This window comes from Peredibacter sp. HCB2-198 (assembly GCF_045999315.1).
Taxonomy (GTDB): Bacteria; Bdellovibrionota; Bacteriovoracia; order Bacteriovoracales; family Bacteriovoracaceae; genus Peredibacter.
Genome location: NZ_CP174607.1, coordinates 3,531,766 through 3,549,101 on the forward strand (window position 1 = coordinate 3,531,766; position 17,336 = coordinate 3,549,101).

The 17,336-nt window shown below is 42.9% G+C and carries 15 protein-coding genes and 1 tRNA gene; 5 read left to right on the top strand and 11 right to left on the bottom strand.

Translation table 11 applies throughout. The annotated features are described in order from the left end of the window. Positions 1-50: 50 nt before the first annotated feature. A complete protein-coding gene (locus ACJVC5_RS17745) occupies positions 51-1,697 on the bottom strand; it encodes an FAD-dependent oxidoreductase (RefSeq protein WP_408096884.1) in 1,647 nt (548 codons plus the stop codon). Positions 1,698-1,846: 149 nt separating this feature from the next. Between ACJVC5_RS17745 and ACJVC5_RS17750 the strand changes: the two genes are divergently transcribed. Then, a tRNA-Cys gene (locus ACJVC5_RS17750) sits at positions 1,847-1,924 on the top strand. Positions 1,925-2,308: 384 nt separating this feature from the next. Here the strand turns inward: ACJVC5_RS17750 and ACJVC5_RS17755 are convergent. Then, positions 2,309-2,875, bottom strand: coding sequence for a hypothetical protein (locus ACJVC5_RS17755; protein ID WP_408096885.1), 567 nt, complete (start codon positions 2,873-2,875; stop codon positions 2,309-2,311). Positions 2,876-3,074: 199 nt separating this feature from the next. On the opposite strand from ACJVC5_RS17755, the gene ACJVC5_RS17760 reads away from it, so the two are divergent. Then, the gene (locus ACJVC5_RS17760; RefSeq protein ID WP_408096886.1) at positions 3,075-3,689 is read left to right on the top strand and encodes a hypothetical protein; all 615 of its coding nucleotides are present in this window, start codon (positions 3,075-3,077) and stop codon (positions 3,687-3,689) included. A gap of 38 nt (positions 3,690-3,727) precedes the next feature. Here ACJVC5_RS17760 and ACJVC5_RS17765 read toward each other — a convergent pair whose 3' ends face one another. Continuing rightward, entirely contained in the window at positions 3,728-5,734 is a 2,007-nt protein-coding gene (locus ACJVC5_RS17765) for a PAS domain-containing sensor histidine kinase (RefSeq protein WP_408096887.1), read from the bottom strand. Positions 5,735-5,902: 168 nt separating this feature from the next. Between ACJVC5_RS17765 and ACJVC5_RS17770 the strand changes: the two genes are divergently transcribed. After that, positions 5,903-6,676 carry a hypothetical protein gene (locus ACJVC5_RS17770; RefSeq protein ID WP_408096888.1) on the top strand — a complete coding sequence of 258 codons (774 nt, stop codon included), beginning with the start codon at positions 5,903-5,905 and terminating at the stop codon, positions 6,674-6,676. Between the two features lie 4 nt (positions 6,677-6,680). Here ACJVC5_RS17770 and ACJVC5_RS17775 read toward each other — a convergent pair whose 3' ends face one another. Then, complete coding sequence (locus ACJVC5_RS17775; RefSeq protein ID WP_408096889.1) at positions 6,681-7,340, bottom strand: M57 family metalloprotease; 660 nt, start codon at positions 7,338-7,340, stop codon at positions 6,681-6,683. A 138-nt stretch (positions 7,341-7,478) separates the two neighbouring features. On the opposite strand from ACJVC5_RS17775, the gene ACJVC5_RS17780 reads away from it, so the two are divergent. Next, complete coding sequence (locus ACJVC5_RS17780) at positions 7,479-8,249, top strand: hypothetical protein (protein ID WP_408096890.1); 771 nt, start codon at positions 7,479-7,481, stop codon at positions 8,247-8,249. On the opposite strand, the gene ACJVC5_RS17785 is transcribed toward ACJVC5_RS17780, so the two are convergent. The 7 genes from ACJVC5_RS17785 to ACJVC5_RS17815 form a co-directional block, all read right to left on the bottom strand. Continuing rightward, a complete protein-coding gene (locus ACJVC5_RS17785) occupies positions 8,167-9,660 on the bottom strand; it encodes a YiiX/YebB-like N1pC/P60 family cysteine hydrolase (protein ID WP_408096891.1) in 1,494 nt (497 codons plus the stop codon). The two genes, ACJVC5_RS17780 and ACJVC5_RS17785, sit on opposite strands and share 83 nt — an antisense overlap. Before the next feature lie 109 nt (positions 9,661-9,769). Beyond that, positions 9,770-10,522, bottom strand: coding sequence for a ferritin-like domain-containing protein (locus tag ACJVC5_RS17790; RefSeq protein WP_408096892.1), 753 nt, complete (start codon positions 10,520-10,522; stop codon positions 9,770-9,772). Positions 10,523-10,532: 10 nt separating this feature from the next. Beyond that, positions 10,533-11,711 (bottom strand): hypothetical protein, encoded by a 1,179-nt coding sequence (locus tag ACJVC5_RS17795; protein ID WP_408096893.1) that lies wholly within the window; start codon positions 11,709-11,711, stop codon positions 10,533-10,535. Between the two features lie 72 nt (positions 11,712-11,783). After that, entirely contained in the window at positions 11,784-13,166 is a 1,383-nt protein-coding gene (gene cls / locus ACJVC5_RS17800) for a cardiolipin synthase (RefSeq protein WP_408096894.1), read from the bottom strand. A gap of 8 nt (positions 13,167-13,174) precedes the next feature. Beyond that, a complete protein-coding gene (locus ACJVC5_RS17805) occupies positions 13,175-13,792 on the bottom strand; it encodes a YoaK family protein (RefSeq protein ID WP_408096895.1) in 618 nt (205 codons plus the stop codon). Then, positions 13,777-15,600: an amidohydrolase gene (locus ACJVC5_RS17810; protein ID WP_408096896.1), complete on the bottom strand. Its 1,824-nt coding sequence runs from the start codon at positions 15,598-15,600 to the stop codon at positions 13,777-13,779. The genes ACJVC5_RS17805 and ACJVC5_RS17810 overlap by 16 nt, the downstream gene beginning before the upstream one ends. Positions 15,601-15,638: 38 nt before the next feature. After that, a complete protein-coding gene (locus ACJVC5_RS17815; protein WP_408096897.1) occupies positions 15,639-16,367 on the bottom strand; it encodes a helix-turn-helix domain-containing protein in 729 nt (242 codons plus the stop codon). A gap of 89 nt (positions 16,368-16,456) precedes the next feature. Between ACJVC5_RS17815 and ACJVC5_RS17820 the strand changes: the two genes are divergently transcribed. Next, a complete protein-coding gene (locus tag ACJVC5_RS17820) occupies positions 16,457-17,335 on the top strand; it encodes a fatty acid desaturase (protein WP_408096898.1) in 879 nt (292 codons plus the stop codon). Position 17,336: the final 1 nt, after the last annotated feature.

Genomic DNA, 17,336 nt, shown 5'->3' on the forward strand with positions numbered 1-17,336 from the left:
ATTCCTTCCAGCCTACTTGTGAAGACCGGAAGGAAATTATCAGAACTGAATTACATAATTCTTCTGAGCACACCAAGTGTTGAGCCAAAGCTCGTTTCAAAACACGGGTTACCCCAGTTGTCTTGGTTCGAGAAATGAATACAGTTATCAATTGATTGGTGGGCCGTTTCAAACATGCCATTGCGAACACCGTTGATATGAGCAACAGGCAGAGCATGACCGTAACGAACCAGGCGCATTCCTGCGACATCGTTCCAAGTAAGTCCCATGCCAGGGAGTATTGGAGAGATTCTATTTTTCACGCGCTCAAGATACTTATTATAAAGATCAGGGTTGAAGAGATACTGTTGGGCCATATCGTAAGGAAGTGGCATATACAGAGTCAGAACACTCTTATCTGTCATGTCTTTCACGGCCCAATCAGAAAATACGATGTCCGCGAATACGCGGCTCATGCTGTCTTTATATTCATTCGTCGGACTCTGTCCATTCATGGTGAAGATGTCGTATCCGATTGAAGGAATCTTCTTCTTAAGGAAAATGTTCCCTACAAGGTAAGCACGATAGTGCATGTTATTCATCGCCTTCTCTTGCATTGGATCCATGCCGTTGACGATTTTCTTCGACACCATCTTAGGTGCAGTCACGATACAGTGCTTTGCACTTACAGTTTGAAGTTGGTTCATGCCGTTTTTAAAACACACAACCGCTTTCCCACCTTCACTACGCACATCAACCGCGAAAGCGTGGTTAAGGAAAGTCACATTGTTTCTCTTGGCTAAATTCTGGAAAACAGCATCTGCAATAATTCCGTTCCCTCCCGGAAGAACCAGCGTTCCTGCAAGGTCACAAGAAAGGAAGTTCAAACCTTGAGCGGCCGAAATCTCTTCTGGGGCCGCACCAAAAGAGGACCAGCAGTACATGCTGATGTATTCCATGATGTGAGGATGAACTGTGCCAAGTTCAGCTTCAATCCATTTTGTGAATGGAATACCATCTAAAGAGTTGAAGCGATTTCGACCAGCTGCTGATGGATCCCAAATGGGAAGTTCTGGATAATTATTTTCGTAAACATCCATAAACTTCTTATGCGCAAAACGGAACTCATCTGCTCGTGCAGGATCAGTTGCTCCGTCCCAGAAGCCATTAATAAAGCGGCCATTCATGTTTACCGCTTCAGCTTCGTGCTCAACCTTTCTAAAAAGATTTTTGATTTTTAAAGAAGCTAAGAAAGTATCAATCTCATCACCGGCCTCTGGCATTGTGATATAGGCCGCACCTTGAGAAACATAATTGTTTCTTCCAAAGAGTTGCGATTTTGCATTTCCACCAAAACGAGTATGGCCATCAATAATGAGAATCTTCTTACCAGTTAAATAGTAAGCGGCCGAAAGTCCTGAAATACCACCACCAATGATCACCACATCAAACTGTGCACTCACCGCCGGGATACCGCCTTTCTTCTGTATATAATAATCTTTCGCCCAAAAAACTTCATGGGCCTCATCGAAAAGATCACCTTCGATTTCAGTACTGCCACCAAAACCAGAAATTCTTTGTAGTGGTGCCAGATCTTGAAGAGTAGCATCCATTCCAAATGTACTCATGAGAGATTTTTCACCAGCACGTGCCCAAGGCGGAAGCATCATGAGAGAGGTTGCAGCAAGAGAGCTCAGGAAAAATTCGCGGCGATTCATTATTTTTCACTTTTGAATAAGGTTTTGGCTGTTTGATATACCATACACCTTAGGCCGGTCAATGATATTCTCGCTTTAACGCATGGCAAGTGCTTGACAGATTTGTAGCAATCGCAGACACTCTCCTTCACCTACTTCAATTCGACTTTGGAGACGTGCCCGAGTGGCCCAAGGGAGCAGTTTGCAAAACTGTAAAGCCGGCGGTTCAAATCCGCCCGTCTCCTCCAAAATAAATAAACCCAGGACTTGTTCCTGGGTTTTTTATTTTTAAGAGACTGGAGGTCAATTGAAGCGTCGTGCGGTTTGCGAGCGGGCCACGATGGCCCAGCGAGTACGTAAGCCCTATATGGGTCGAGGCCAGGAAGGCCGAGATAAATCCGCCCGTCTCCTCCAATAAAAATACAAAAGCCTCAGCGTAAGCTAGGGCTTTTGTATTTTTACCTGGTGCGAGTACGGTGAGTGGTTGAATCGTGTTTGCGAAAAGGCCAGGGATGGCCTTTGAGAACGAGACACCTGTTAAGGTGTTGAGCCGAAGGCGTCGTAGCAGTGTGCGGAGACGTAAATCCGCTCGGCCCTCATCTACTTTCGCCAGCGAAAGTAAAACCTACAAATTAGTTCAATCCAGGAATGAAATAGTAACAACGAAGACCAACAGCAAATCTAGCATTATTTTCAAAAACTTCTTCAACTAGATATTTGCCAGAAACTTTGATTGCAGATTTATCAAAAGTGTTTATTTGAATTTCTAATTCTTGATCCTTAGCTGACACCTTTGAAAATTTAGTTCCTGGTTGAGCAGCAAGGACTTGAGCAACAGTCATACCATCATAGTAGTTAGGAGCTTGTTCTTTATTCCAATAACAGGCAGCTTCGTAAGTCGCATCGCCTCTACCAATAGGCCCAACATCGGCCATTCTCGCCTTACGAAACATACAGCCACCATTGATTGGCTCAGATGGATAACCTTTCAAAAAGCAACGACCGGCCCATGCAATATTGATGATTTTATCTAAAGAAGGTTTTGTCCCTTCTTTGTATAAGTCACCAAGAACCTCGAAATAAGTTTTGTTTTCATTAACTTCGGCATCTCTTAACGCAGAATTAAGTGGTCCATTAGTGGCCGCTTGAGCAGAAAAAACTATCAAGAAACTGAATAATATAATCATGATCTTAGTCATAAACTCTCCCTTATAATTTTTTGAGAACTTATACTCTGTGATTTTTTTATTGAGAAGTTTCAGATTTTTTTAGAAACACATTCTGTAACATCATAAAGATACAATTAATATCATTGCTCCAACCGCTCCATTCCATACTTCCCCCTTGAGTATCGAACATCAGAGGCCTATAACCACCCCATACTTATAAGGAGTATTTATGAAAAAGTTGTTCGCTGCTTTATTAATGTCTTCGATTCCAGCTTTTGCTCTAGCGGCCTCTGCGACCTTAGATGCCACTAAGAAGATCGAACTCAAATTTGAAAACCAAGCTGGTGTTTATTTCTCGAAAGTAAAACTCACTCCTAAGTTCTATTGTCTAACAGTAAAACCTCAAGGCTGGGGAGACGCAGATACAGTCGTAAATGAAGCGAATACATTGTTCCAAGTTTCGTCGGATGAAATTGCATCGGCCACGATTCAGCACATGAACTCAATCACTATCGAAGCTCCAAAAAAAGATAGAATTACCAACAGACAATCATGTTCAGTAGTTGTTTATCTAACAATGGAGAGAGGATACGCCTCTGAAGCTAATTTTGAGAAAATTGCAAGTGTTAGAAGTTCTCGTAAAAATGCAAACCTCACCAAAGAATTCGAAAACGCAGTTGCTGGTGAGTATGTTTTCAAACTAGTGAATAATGGAACAACATGGGACCATGAGACTAATGGAAGAATGAATGTTTGCTCTGTTGTATTGTTCAAGAAATTAAAAGGGGAACTTAAAGAAGTTGCCAAGTCTTACAATTTCCAAGTTGATCGTTGTAAAATCTAAGTCCTCTACTGGTGCAGGTTTAGGCCTGCACCTCTACCTCAATGCTTATTTAAAAACGACATCGCCTCCGGACGAGCATCAAGTGGAATCTCCACAATAAATGTAGTTCCACTCTTTTGATCACTTTCAACTTTTATCAATCCATGATGTGCCTCTACCAGACCTTTTACTAAACTCAAACCAATCCCCCAGCCACGCTGCTCGCCCTTCTTCGCCTCTTCCGTCCTTTTAAACTGCTCAAACAGTGTGCCTCGGTCTTTAGGAGAAATATAAGAACCCATATTATGTACACTTAAGGTCACTCTTTCATCGACCTCCGTAAGATTGATTGTAATTGGTGAGCCAGAAGAACCATACTTAATGGCATTGTTAAGAAGATTTTCTGTGATCCTCCGCATGGCCTCATGATCCCAATAACCATCGAATGATCCTTGCTTTGTATAGATAAAGCGATCTCCATGTACTGTGGAAAGGTCTTCTATCACATCAGCTATAATGTGATCCAAATTATGGGAAGCAATTTTTACTGGAAGTTTCTCTCCGGCCTTTACCAAGTTTGCATCAAGAAGATCTCTGATCATACTGTCCGCCCGGTCAATACTGTCAGAAATTCTTATCGCAAACTTTTGTGTGTCCTGATCCTGTGAAAGCTTTCGGGCGAGCAGCTGAGCGCTCATCTTGGCCGCAGTTAGGGGCGTCCTTAAATCATGAGTAAGGGCCGAAACGAATCGGTCTCTAAGGTCACGTTCAATTTCCAGCCTCTTCATGATTTGTTTTTGTTCATGAATGTCCGTATTGGTCCCATACCACTTGGTAATTTTGCCTTTACTGTCCTTTACAGGCACGGCCCTTGAAAGGACCCAGTGGTATTCACCCGTTGAAACTTTCTTAATCCGAAACTCCATTTCATAGACATTACCGCTCTTAAGCGATTTCTCCCATTCACTCAATAGCTTTTCCATGTCATCAGGATGAATGACCTGGGACCATAAATCATTGCCCTCACTGCCGGCGGGAAGTCCCGTGAAGTCATACCACCGCTGATTGTAGTAATCCACATGTCCGTCCGGATTTGCGGCCCAAACAATCTGAGGCATGGAATCCGCCAATTCACGAAAACTTTTTTCACTTTCTTTAAGTCTTTCTCTCGCCTCCACTTGCCCGGTCACATCCATTCCAATATTGATAAAACTGTCTACTTTCCCCTCAGTGTTAAAATGAGGAACGAATTCATTTAAAAAGTGATAGGAACGTCCTTCTCTATTTATAAAAAAAGTTTCCTGAATAACATTTTCACCCTTAAAGACACGTTCGATATAAGGACGGAAATCTCTATATTTTTCTTCACCTAAAACTTCACGAAGGGTCTTTCCAATAAAATCTTTTTCTGAAATTCCCCACCATTCTTGTGTGGCCTTATTCACAAAAATGAATCGTTCAAAGGCATCATATTGGTTCAAGTGAATGGGAATAGAGTTGGCGATAAACTCCAATTGATCAGAGGTATGAGTAAGCTCTTCGGTTCTTTCTTCTACCCGATGTTCGAGGGTGTCTTTTTCATGCTGGAGCCTTATATTGACGTCTTTAATTTCGGCCGCTTGAGTGGCGATCTTAAGCTCTAGATCACGCACTTGCTCCACTCCTTTAAGTATATCCGTGACCTCCTCAACTTTATGAATGATATGGGTCACTTCATCATTCTTTACGATGGGAGAATTGAAGGTGCTCCAGTAGCGCTCTTCAAATTTTTTCAGATCAGGATTCCAAACTTCATAACGGATAACGCCAGGTGAATCTGCTTTATGGGTCTTGAGAACTCTCTCAAGTGAGTGCTTCAATATCCTGGCCCCCATAGACTCATTCGCGATATTGTCAGGAAAAACATCAAATACGTATTTGCCAAGAAGTTGTTGGTTAGTAGTGCGCATGAGCTGAAGATATAAGTCACTGGCAAAGATGATCGTCCAATTCGCCTTGAGTACAAGGAAGGGAACTGGCAAAGCATGAAAGACGGTACTGAATTCAAGTTCCTGCAATGTTTTCATCAGGGCAACCCATTGTGAATCGACCAAATAAAATTGGAACAGAGAGTGACTAGAAGGTAAATGCACAGGTCAAAAGTGCTGCGCCCAATTTCGCCGCACTTTCCCTTTTCATAACTCCCTGCCCTTAAAGAACATTCTCCATGTCATTTTGACTAAGGGGGGAATGGAGTGAAGTTCTTAATTACACTTTTCATATTATCTTCATTTGCTGCTTACGCTGCTGACACTAAAGATATGAATACGGCCAACAACCCACTCACTCCAATGTTGGGTCTGAATTTTCAGGACTATTATACTTCCTCTCTTTTTGGTTCTGATGATACAGCGAACGCTTTTCTTCTTCGCGGAACTCTTCCTCAAAAAATTGGAGGACTCCCGCAGATCACTCGCCTCACAGTCCCCTATCAAAATGCACCACGCCCAGGTCGAGATGGAGTGAATGGATTGGGGGACATCAACATCTTTGATATTTTTCTCATGAAGCCGGTGAATGGAGTGGAGTTTGGTGTGGGTCCCTATTTTGTATTTCCTACTGCCACGGAAGACGAAACTGGTGCTGGTAAATGGCAGGCGGGAGCATCGGCCGTGGCAATAAAACCAGGCGACTGGGGAATGATGGGAGCTCTTCTCACCTATCAACATTCTTTCGCCGGACCGAGCGAGAGACCGACTCAAAATCTTGCAACTCTCCAACCATTTCTCATCTATAATTTACCGAAAAGCTTTTACGTGCGTTCGTCAGGTGTGATGAATTTTAACTGGCAGAATGGTCACTACTATATTCCAATTGGAGCAGGTGCCGGTAAAGTTTGGAAACTCAAAAGTGGTACCATCATGAATCTTTTTGTGGAACCTCAATGGACAATCGCCCACGAAGGTGACGGACAACCAAACTTTCAGACGTTTATGGGACTCAATTTACAATTCCCGTTGGGACATTAATCAGTTAATACGGATAAAGCGTTTTAAGTAAGGCAATATCTCCCTCACTTAGTCCTGCTTCCTTTCCTTCGCTTGAATGAATATAGCAATAATTCATGACTGAATGTTCATCGAATTCCGTATACCCCACGCCCCACTTCTTCACCGTTTTAGAACTGGTGCTACTGCAGTCACTTTGGGCCTCGTAAGCGTCTGGATGGTCCTGCTCATGTAAAAGGCCGGCGGTATGTCCGAACTCATGAATGATCGTTGTTTTATTAAGAGTCACCGACGTTAATTCAATTGCCCCTTTGGCGCTAGGATATGGTTTTGCTACTGAGAAGAATCCCTCACCTGCAGTTGAATTTCCACGACTTCCTTTCAATGCCTGGGTGAAGTTTGTGGCATATATAATAACATTTGGTTTGTATGAGGCCGTTTCGCAATCTTCAAATCCTATAAAATAGATGCCCGTGCGTTCTTTTGAATACTCTTGTTCAATCACGGTGCGAACGAAATCTTTTTTTTCTTGTTTCCATTTCACGGTCCCGGACCTTTTCTCTTTCTTTCCGTCAGAGAAACAAACTTTGACTCCCGGTTTACTCCAGAGCATATAGTTATGGACCCCTGCAAATGAAGAAGTGGTTATGAACAATGAAAGGACCGAAAGGATTAATTTTTTCATAGAGAGAATTCTAATCTACTTCCCAGAAAACTTGTTTAATCCTCTCTTTTTTTCAGACCAAATTCGCGGGTGTCGAAATATTTGACACTGGCCCAATTCACAATTCCCTCTGGATCATTAATCGGGTAACCTTTATGCATGGCCAAACTATGGATAAAGTACGCTCTTCTGATTGGAACAGCACTCGCAACTTTTATTTTCTTTTTTACGAAACCTGCGATGCCGCAGGAACTCTCCTACCATCTGTTTGTTGATCAACGGATGTTCTGGAACATTCCCAACACGCTGGACGTGCTATCAAATCTTGCCTTCTTAATCGTAGGATTCTTAGGTCTTAAGGAATCATTCAAGATCACTTCGCCAGTGAGAAATTCCTGGATCGCCTTCTTTGCAAGTATCCTCTTGGTCGCCCCCGGTTCGGCCTTCTATCACTGGGCCCCTAATAATTATACCCTCATCTGGGACCGACTTCCCATGAGTACAGGTTTTATGGCCCTCTACGTGGTGATGCTCGCAGAACACATCTCACTTAAATTCACGAAGGTCCTTCCTTGGGCGCTTCTTATGGGTCTGGTAAGTGTTCTGGTGTGGGTCGCAACAGATGATCTTAGATTTTACTTTTGGGTGCAGTTTAGCTCGTTCCTAACGGTGCCGATGATTCTTCTCGCTTTCACTTCTCGCTATACTCACAAGGGTTGGTTTGGTGTGACCCTTCTGTTTTATGCTTTGGCAAAATGGACTGAGGTAAAAGACAAAGAGGTTTTCCTCTGGACTCATGAGATGGTGAGCGGTCACACCCTAAAACATGTCCTTGCGGCCATTGGTCTCATGGGTGTGTGGTGGATGTTAAAAGTTCGGTCAGAAACTGCGAGCGATTCTGAGTTACTTCCTGGCCATCATGGAACATGATCACAGGATCAAAAGATCCGTTCGTTCCTTTCAAGGCAACATGATCAGGACTAATGGTATAACGGCCGGCACTTCTTTCTGTTGGCCACTCCTCCTGGTCGTAAACCATGTAGATCAATTCAGAACAAACAATGGAAGATTCTGTTTCAACATCAAAACCAAAGTCATAGGGCTTTCCATATTGCTCTAATGCTTTAAGAATCATCTCACCATAATTCCCTTCTTGATTCGATCGAAGAACCAGGAAGTCATCAATGTCCATAAAGTGCTCAAGGGTGTTCATGGTCACACCTGGCTCGCGCAGAGCTTCTAGAACTAACTTCCCTTGTGAAAGTCTTTCCAGATGGGGAAACATTGCAGGGTGATCAAGAAGAGCAATCTCTTTCCCTTGATAGATCACGCGATAGCTTAAAATTTCTTCCGGAGTTCCCAGCCAAATCGCCGCGTGCCCATAATGACCCGGAATGAACTTGTCCGTTAATCGGAAAGGTGTTTTCTCTAAAAGCAAATCCAGTGGACGGAGTTTGGATTTCATCTTTTTCATCCATTCAACATCAGAAGCATACTTCAGAAGTTTTCCCGAACGAGTTTGCACCTGTCCTACTGTATTTCCAAAAATCTGACTGAGCTTAAAGGCAATTTTCTCCAAGGCATTTCCGAGTGTAGTCTGAGACATCAGGGCACCCAGGAGAACCACACTTTTCATGCGATAAAGAAAATCTTTGTCCTTAATTTTTCCTGCAGTAAAGGAGCCAGCAATATAAGAATCAAAGTAGTCTGGAGAATAGCTTGAGAATTTATCCAAAATAAGGAGATGGTTTTGAGTGTTGGCCCATAGATCTTGCTTCATTCCATTCGAAAAAAGATCCTTTAAGATTGAAGAATCTGGCCCCATATCATTTTCAAGAATTGATCTGATCTTAGTCGCTCGCGCCATCACTCCTGAAAGTTTAAAGAGAGAGTCATACATGAATAAACTAGAGGCCGCATTGACACGAACATCATTTAAAAATTTTTGAGAAGCTCTTTCAGATGGATTCAATGTCACTTTGAGATATTTTTTTAGTCCCCTGCTCTTCTCCACAACAGCAAATGGCCCGCTCGACACTTCAACCGGTAAACCACGAAGATGATCAGTGGAAGGAATGACGTCACCAAAGGTGTCCTTGTTCCAGCCATCAAGTCGTCTGAACATATCTTTCAGGGTATGAATGTCTTTTAATGAAAGAGGTTTATTACAATCCGAACGAATCCCGAATTCGCAGGGTCTTGATTCAAGAAATTCAACGATGGATTCAGTAATCTCAAGACCTTCGTCCATTAGCCCGCCGGCCTGGGTGGAGTAATCAGTCTGAGCAAATGAATGGAAAGATACTAATAGCCCTAGAACTAGCGATCCTCGCTTTAACATCAAAATCATCCTTGATTTGAGTTGATGCTTAGATCATTTCAAGGGCAGAAGACCGTCGTCAACGAGATTTACCAATTGCAATATCTTGTTAGACGACGGTTTCGCTTAACTACTGGCTTAACTGAAGCTCATTAATGGCGTCTTTGTTAAGACTCATTTCCCTGATCCATTGAGAGACATTTTCAAGGTGTTCTCGCTCCTCTTCCAATGCTTCTTCAAAAGAACCGGCCACTTCCTCAAGATTATTTGCTCGAGCAAGCTCAATCAAAAGTTCCCAGCAAGCGTTGTCCACCAGCTCGGCCATATGAATGACTTCAAGAGACTGCATAAAAGTTGTCCGCGGATCGGCAACAACTTGTACCCAACCACATGAAGCGACACCTGTGATATCTGCAGAAGGAGTTACGGCCGTTGGATCACCTCCGAGTTCTAAAATCACATCGGAGACCAGAGTAAAGTGATTTAACTCGGCTTCGTAAAAATGCTCAAGCTGATCTAGTGGAGGTAAAACATCCTTGTTGGCACTTCCATGATATTTACTTAATAGGGCCTCATACAATCGAACTCCACTTCTCTCAAAGGCGAGTCTCTCACCAAGCTTGTCCATCAAGAGAGTGCGTGTTGGACTCATCTTGGCCTTGGCATTAGAAAAAAGTCCCTTGGTTTTACCTGGCTTCGGCATGGAACCGATAGGTTCTGCCTCCCGCATATATCGAATGCGATTTTCTCCCAAATCAGAACTAAAACCTTCAGAAGGCGGTGTTAAGGCCTCAGCTCCTTCTTTGGTCTCTAACGAGTCCACCAAAGAGGCCATCATACCAGTTCGATTAATACCTTGATTTGAATTCATTAAATCTTTCATGATGGGCCTCCTATTGTTTCATATTGAAGTTTTCAAGATTTGCGAGTTCAGTGCCTGGTTTCCAGACATAGCCGGAAGTCACTATTTCAGTTGGGCTTCCTTCAGCATTCATAAAGTCCCTGTACTGAATAGTCGCGCGACTCTCTTCATTGAGGCCCACAAACTCGTCCCCTTTAGCTCGAAGATCGACTTCCTCTCGGAGAACTTCTCGCACAAACTCACGCTGACTCTTATACTCAATAGGAGAAGGTAATTTGGAATCAAGAATTTCTGCAGGGTCTCGTCTTTCCGTTTTCTTAAAGAGTTCCATCACAGCATGAAGTTGACCCAACTCATACTCTAAGAATCTCTCCCAAATGGCCTTGATGCGAGGATTAGATTCAAATGTCATACAGCTATAATAGTTGTAGACTTCATTCGCTTCATGCATAAGCCACTTTTCAAGCCAAGACTCATTTGGATCAATAATGGATTCATATTGTGTCACGTGCTGCTCTTCAATTGAAGCAATCTCAGCGTACACCTGTCTTGCCGTCGGATCAGAGAACATTGGGCCGATAGTCATATAATAATCATGGGTCTGATTTTCACCGGCCATAATCGTAAGGGCGTGGAACTTTGAAAGCATCTCTGCTTTTTCTCGGTCGTAGCTCTCTTTGAGTTCATCACTTGGGTCACGATGCTCAAACATGGTTGGTCGACCTGGAACAATGTCAGTGTAACCTTGAAGAATACTGTTCGCATCCTTCCCTTCCAGACGGTCCATCAAGGCCGAATAACGATACATGTGATCAAAATCTTCCAACAGACCATATCGGTAAACTTGAGCAAGATAAGGATCAGGTTCCTTCTGAGCGACAGCGGCCGTCACTTCGATGGCCACCTGTTCAAAGCCAATGGTGGTCTCTAGTGGGGAATGGTCTGCCCCAAGTAACCAATTGACCAGAGTTTGCTGATGCTGTTCAACTCGGCGAATTTTTGCCAACGGTAATTGTAGGTCTTTGTTCATTCTAGAACAGGCGTGACTAAATCTATTTGCTTCAGACTCAATGCCGTTCATGAGTATTATTCGTAATCTTGTGAATGCATCATCATTCAATTTACTAATTGGTTTCTGGACGAGATCTTTCCAGGTGAAGCGCTGTTTATCGAGTGAAACGCCTTTGTCTCTAAATAAATCTATGCTCATTGTTCCCCCTTTAGTGAAATGACTTAAGAGGTAATGCAAAGATGAGACCTAAATTAAAATACTCTTTATGGTTTACATAATTGGAGCAAAGGCATTGAGAACTCTTGAACGGATTTTCTGATAAAATGTGCGAAACCTGTAATCATCCAGGGCCATTTCGGTTGAGTCATCAAAGTCCTGTATCAACATCTCTTCCAGGAGCTTCAGAAAAGTCTTATCAGTTGTGATGATCCCATTCTCAAAGTTAATGAACATACTTCTAAAATCCAAGTTAGATGATCCTACCATTCCAAGCTCATTATCAATCAGCATGACCTTCTGATGCATCATCCCCTTTTGATAGCGATAGACCTTAATTCCATATTTCAGTAGGCGCTCATAATAAATTTCGGCCGCACCTGTTACATAGTCATTGTCACTCCTCTCAGGCGCCATGATCCTCACATCCAGGTGTTTCATGGAAGCGATGGCAAGGGCATCAATGATCTGCTGAGGAGGAACTACATAGGGATTTGCAATCCAAACTCTTTCCTTGGCCGAATTAATCATCTCCACATGCTGAAGCAGATTCATCGCCTCTGGCCCAATGGGATTTGAGTTATGAATAATAATGGAAGTATTACCAGTTGGTTCCGCAACATCCCAACCAACATCTAACTTATCTTGTTTTGACCAATTCCAATCTTTTGCAAACTCAGTCTGACCTAATAAAACTGCCGGACCTGTCACTCTCACATTAGTATCCCGCCAGCGGCCAATTTCAGGAAGGCCGCCTACGTAATCAAGCCCAATATTCACTCCGCCCCAGTAACCAATCTTCCCATCGACAATGAGAAGCTTTCGATGGTTTCTGAAATTTAAGTAGAACTTGCTTCTTTTCCCCGGACTGTGGCTTCCAAATTTCACTCCGGCCTTTTCTAATTTTTTTAGAATTGATGGCCGCATGAAGGTTGAATGGTTGTCATACAAGAGATAGACCTTAACTCCCTCTCGGGCCTTTCTCGCCAGGGACTCAGCAAACTTTCTTCCAACTGCATCAGTCCGAAAAATATACATCTGAAGCAGAATATATTCTTGGGCCTCATCAATACTTTTTAGCATGCTCTGAAATGTCGATTTCCCGTCAATCAAAAGCTTGATGTCGTTGCCGGCGATGTAGGGATGCTCACTGATAGTAAGAAAATCAACCTTGTCTTCAAAATGCTTAACGAGGTCCTGACTTTTAATGGGATATTCTTTAAAAACATCGAACTCAAGATACCCCGAAGGACGACGCTTTCCAAAAAGAAGAAATACGGGAAGTGCAATAAAAGGAAATGTGACAAGCCCGATTGTCCAGGCCACTATTCCTTGGGGAGTTCGTGATTGAAATAAGGCGTAGAAAGCGGCAATGATGCCAAGAATATGAAAGATAACGATAATGACAACTGTACTTTCTTCCAGTCGAATGACCATTTACCTGCCTAGTCTTTAATCAACATTGATGAAACAAATAGCAACACTCCTGGAACGATAACACTGATAATACCAAATTGAATTCCACATAGGGCCGCCGCGACACAGCCAATAAAAAAAGAAGCAACCATCTCAATCGTGGAAAAATAAATCGGACTTTTTACTTTTGCGATCAAGTCTAAAAAAAACTGAGTCACGTTTCCCGTCATGACGGTTGAGGTGGGAGTATTTTTTAAATAAAGCTTGTGGGCCGCATTTTGCATGCCCATCGCAAACACCAGTCCCATAATACAAGCGTAAAAACTAGTACCTTCTTTAAAGAAGACAAGCCCGACTCCACTTAAAAGAATCAAACTCGAGATCATGAAAAAGAAGCCCCGTTTTTTACAAAGCTTCCCATCAAAAAACCCTACCATTAAAACACCGGCCACGAAGAATGGAAAAGTCACAAGTTTTGAAAACCCTGCATGTTTCCCTGAGGCCAAAGTAGCTGCGAAGACCACGAAGTTCCCGGTCACATGGGCCGAGAAAATTCCTGAGGCCCCAATGAAAGTCGCAGTATCAATAAAGCCCGCCGAGAAGGCCAGGATCCAAAGAAAGTATCTTTGTTCTAAAACGCCCAACATGAACACCCCAATCCCCAATCAAAGACCGCCTCTTCAATTGAGTTTCTTCTAAGTTTCGGCATCTCGTGCTGAGGACAGCAGCTTTTCACTTCAGTTGGATGAACCATAAAACGTTTCGCTTGATATCCACCAAACGTCCGGACAGGTGACCAATCGGGCATGGCCGGAGGAAGAATTGGTGCGAGATGTTTAAAGTCATCATCTCCATGAACGATCTTTCCATTCACTACTGTCATGAGCGAAGTGATGTTCTTAATCTCTTCAGCATCAACCTTAAAATAATCATCGGAAAGAACCGTTAAGTCGGCAAACATGCCTTCCTTTATCGTCCCTTTCTTGCCTTCTTCATTTGAAAACCACGTATTAGAGAGAGTCCAGAGCTTTAGGGCCTCTTCTCTTTCAAGAAGTCTTTCTTCCGGATACATGGACATACCACCGAGAGTTTTACCCGTGGTTAACCAGTAGAGACTTATCCAAGGATTGTAACTTGCGACCCTCGTTGCATCAGTACCTCCTCCCACAGGAAGACCACTCTTAAGCATGTCTTTCACTGGAGGCGTATTTCTCACCACATCTCGCCCATAGCGTTCAACAAAGTATTCACCTTGATAGGCCATGCGATGTTGAATGGCGATTCCGCCACCGAGGGCCTTTACTCGATCAATATTTTTCTGATTAATGGTTTCAGCGTGATCAAAAAACCAGTGAATTCCCTTAAATGATGTGTCCTTATTCACTTTCTCAAAAACATTCAACGCGCGATCAATGGTTTCGTTGTAAGTAGCGTGCATTCTAAATGGCCAGCGCTTCTCAACCAGAAGTCTCACGACTTTCTCTAAATCTTCTTCCATATTGGCCGCAAGCTCTGGACGAGGCTCACGAAAGTCTTCAAAATCAGCGGCAGAGAAGACCAACATTTCACCGGCGCCATTGTGATGGTACATGTCTGTCCCCTCACCTGGTTTCAGCATCTCGGACCAGCGTTTAAAGTCGGCCAGCTCTTCTTTTGGCTTTTGGGTGAAAAGATTGTAAGCAATTCGAAGAGTAAGTTTATCGTCCTTCGCCAGCTTATCAATCACTTCATAGTCTTCAGGATAATTCTGAAAGCCACCACCAGCATCAATCACACTCGTCACACCCAAACGATTTAGTTCTCGCATAAAGTGCTGAGTAGAATTGATTTGATATTCCAGGGGAAGCTTTGGTCCTTTGGCGAGAGTCGCGTATAAAATTAAAGCATTGGGTTTAGCGAGAAGCATGCCTGTAGGATTCCCTTTCGAATCCTTTTCAATCATCCCACCAGGAGGATTAGGGGTGTCTTTATCAAAGCCACAGACCTTTAAGGCCGCACGGTTGAGAAGAGCACGGTCATATAAATGTAGAATGAAAACAGGTGTGTCCGGTGACGCCTCATTAATCTCATCTAATGTAGGAAGACGTTTTTCCTTGAACTGATGAGCGGTGAAGCCGCCCACCACTCTCACCCATTGAGGTGCCGGTGTAATACGGGCCTGTTCTTTTAACATTCTCATTGCATCGGCAAGAGACTCAACTCCGTCCCAACGAAGTTCCATATTATAATTAAGTCCACCACGGATAACATGAATGTGAGAATCAATGAGACCTGGGATAACACGCTTTTTTTGAAGATCAATTTTTTGAGTTGAAGCTTCTGCCAACTCCATGACTTCTTTATCACTACCAACTTTAACGATCTTTCCTCCAAGTGTCGCAACGGCCGTTGCTTCAAGCTTAGAAGGATCAAGAGTTGTCACTAAGCCATTATAAAAAATTTTGTCTGCTTTCATTCGGGTCTCCTGATCTAAAAGAGTACCCGAAAATAAAGTTATTCGTCGACAAAACTTCCCTCTGCCAGAGCAGAGATATAACGAATCTGTTTCAATTTCTGAGATGGGTTATTAAGTTCCAGAATGGTTCGACGAGCATATTTTTCTTCAAGTTGCGCAATCTCGCGTCTAAACTCATCCTCTGACTGCGGCGTCAATTGAAAGAACTGCAGCATCAGTGCTGAACCCTTCTTATTCAAAAGATTATCTTTAAAAAGTTTTGTCACCCAGTCCCGCAAGAGTTCAGTCATGAAAGCACCCTCAAACTTCCATCGGATGGGTCTCATCTTAGGGACTCTCAAAACATTTTCAGCACCAAACTGCACTAACCCTAAGCGATCCAAACGCAAAAGGATCTTATTGATTTCATCTTTATCCAACGCCAGCTTTTGAATGACTGCATCTACCGAAAGTCGTTCATAAACTAACAACCAATAAACCACGAAAGATTCTTTATCTTTCATGAAGTGCTGCTGCTGGGCCTCATTGAAAGTAAATGTCTGAACGTTTTGTTCTTCAGCATTTTTAATGACACCGAAAACCGAAAGCCCCATGGCCTGGCAAATCATATTGATTCGATTGAATGACCCGTCCTCAGCGTTGAGCCACTTCTTTAGGGTCGATTCGGGGAGGTCCATTTGACGGGCAAGCTCCGCATAGGAGGTATTCTGTCTTTTCAGGGCTTTCTTAAGCTCTGCCATCACTAATTCGTAGCTCACGTTAGCCATTTTGGGTCCTTTTGTAATAAGTTGTACCAGATTATGGAACTTTTACAAACGATATTGGTATATTTTTGCGCACGGGGCAACATTTAGACATGACTAGCACACAAACCTACTTAAAGATCAAAAGAGAACCTCTGTATCTACTCAGGGTCTATCTCATTGAGATGCTAGTTTTCTCGCTATTCATCACTCTCCTTTATTCAGTTCGTGAATTGGCCACAGTCAACCTGTCACTTGGTTTAATAGCATTACCTTTGGCCATTATCTTCGGATGTATGGTGGCCTCTTTTATTCATAATGCTTCTCATGGCAATGTTGGGAATAGATATCTGAATCGTGCAGTTGGTGAGTTCTGTGGAACATGGGTCCTTTATGGTTTCACAAACTTCATTCTGGTTCACCTTCTTCACCATCAATACTCAGATGAAGAATTAGATCCGGTAAATCCAAAGGGCATGAGCTTTCTCATTTTCCTGTCTGCGCCGATGCGCTATATGATCGTTGTGGCCAAAAAATACCTCTTCCTTCAACATGGCAAGTCTGCGAACTACGCTCTTATCATGAATACTCAGACGGTGATTTTTCACATCAACTTAGTTCTAAAACTTATTTTCTGGTATCTTCTATTTGGAAAAACTCTCTTCTTGTTCTTCTATCTTCCCGCCTTCTTTAGTAACGTCGCGATCCTTGCTCACATTAATTATGTTTGCCATCGTGATATGGAAGACGGAACAGTTGAAATGGTGAACCTTAATCACAACCTCTATTACAAGGTCGCAAACTTCATTACTTTCGGTGGTTACTTTCACAAGAGCCATCACATGAAACTAAATGTGTTTAACCCAATGAAGACCGCTCAAGAGACCCTGCCAACTCTTAAAACAGCTTCTTATAATGGTAACTTTATCGCTCGTTATTTTGATCTTCACAACATTTGGGGTGAAGGACAAAAAAACAAAGTGTACCATTAAT